We start from the raw sequence: 1,621 nt of genomic DNA, 5'->3' as shown, positions 1-1,621 counted from the left end.
ACAGCGCGGAAGTGAACGCAGTGGACCGCGATCTGGAAGGACTGCAACTGGTGGAAATGCCATGGCTGCTGGATGACCCGGACAGCCGGCCCCTGTACGCCGGTCTGCGCCGGGCCCGGCTGGAACCGGGCGCCAACCTGTCGCGCCTGCATGCATTGGGTGTGGACGCCTTCAGGCTGGCCTGGACCGAGACGCTGCCAGGCCCCTGGTCGCTGGTGCGCGGTGTTACCGGAACGCTCAGCACCAATGCGCGGCGGCAGATCGAACGCGAACTGCAAGTGGCGGAATTTGATCGCGGCGGTCTGCGGCCGCGCTGAGTACAATGGGGGCTCTTACATTACAGCGCAGCGAGGCAGGGATGCACGAGCGCAGTACGCACACAGAACATGGTGCGCGATTCGAACGCGCCAGCCGGGACTGGTTGGAGCAGCGCGGCTGGCAGATTATCGAGCAGAACTACCGCTGCAAGGCCGGCGAAATCGACCTGATCGCCCGCGACGGCGAGGTGCTGGTCTTCGTGGAGGTGCGTGCGCGGCGCAGCAGACGCTACGCCAGTGCCGCCGCCAGCGTGGATCAGCGCAAACAACAGCGGCTGCGAGCGGCTGCGGCACACTTCATGCGCCTGCGTGCTGGCGGCGTGACGCCGCCCTGCCGCTTCGATGTGATAACGTGGCAGCCAGATGCAGGCACCGGCGACTGGGCACCCACATGGATTCCGCGCGCCTTTGGCGGCTTGTAAAGCCAGCCGTGAGCGGGCGGCCCCCTCTCCCTCTTCCCCTCACCGCCCTGTCATTGCGGAGCAGCCCTCGTGGACACTGACAGTTACAGGCGTATCGCCGAGCACTTCCAGCAAAGCATAGATGATCTGGCGCAGGCGGTGGATCTGGTGGCACCGGCACTGGACAGCGGCGCAATGCTGATCACCCGCGCGTTGATGGATGACGGCAAGCTGCTGTGCTGTGCAGCCGGGCCAGACGCGGCGCTGGCTCGCTTCACCGCCGACCGCTTGATGCACAGTATCAATCACGAACGGCCGCCGCTCCCTGCACTGGCACTCACCGCCGCCAGCGATGGGGCTGGCGCATCCAGCTCACAGCTATGGCGCGACACCCGCGCCCTGTGCGGCTCCCGCGATGTGCTGCTGTGCATAGACTCCAGCGCACGCGGACTGGCTGGCCAACAGGCATTGAACGTGGCACGCGGTGGGAACCACCCCCTGCTGCTGCTGTCAAAGCAGCGGCCCGACGCGCTCCCAGCCGAACCGCCGGTTTGCCTGCTGCAGACTGGAGGCGCCAGCCGGGCGCAGCGGCTCAACCTGTACACCCAGCTGCTCAGTGCACTCTGCCACCTGGTGGAGTTCAATCTGTTCGGAGAGTAAGTCCGCATGTCTTTGATGCACCCTGTCACGCGCTCTGCTACTCCCTCTTCCATGCCAGCTCCCGTGCCAGCCTCTATGCACGCTTCTGTTTCTGCTTCTGCTGCCGCTGCCTCAGGTTCGGATGCCCAGCGCCAATGCACCGCCCGGCCCCGCCCCGGGGCGCGGGTCGCGGCCCTGCTCTGCCTTGTGCTCTGCTGCCCGCTGCTGAACGGCTGCACCAGCGTGCTGGTGGCCACACGCGCC

3 protein-coding genes are annotated in these 1,621 nt (G+C 66.6%); all 3 read left to right on the top strand.

What is annotated here, in order from left to right; translation table 11 throughout:
* Window positions 1-317, top strand: a 317-nt coding sequence (locus tag VBE63_RS28935) for a penicillin-binding protein activator (protein WP_323686434.1), incomplete at its 5' end; no start/stop codon positions are given.
* Window positions 318-358: 41 nt separating this feature from the next.
* Complete coding sequence (locus VBE63_RS28930) at window positions 359-739, top strand: YraN family protein (RefSeq protein ID WP_323686433.1); 381 nt, start codon at window positions 359-361, stop codon at window positions 737-739.
* Between the two features lie 69 nt (window positions 740-808).
* Complete coding sequence (locus VBE63_RS28925; protein WP_323686432.1) at window positions 809-1,378, top strand: hypothetical protein; 570 nt, start codon at window positions 809-811, stop codon at window positions 1,376-1,378.
* Window positions 1,379-1,621: the final 243 nt, after the last annotated feature.

It is taken from the genome of Lamprobacter sp., from assembly GCF_034860625.1.
Taxonomy (GTDB): Bacteria; Pseudomonadota; Gammaproteobacteria; order Chromatiales; family Chromatiaceae; genus Lamprobacter.
This window is presented reverse-complemented; position numbering and strand designations above follow the sequence as displayed.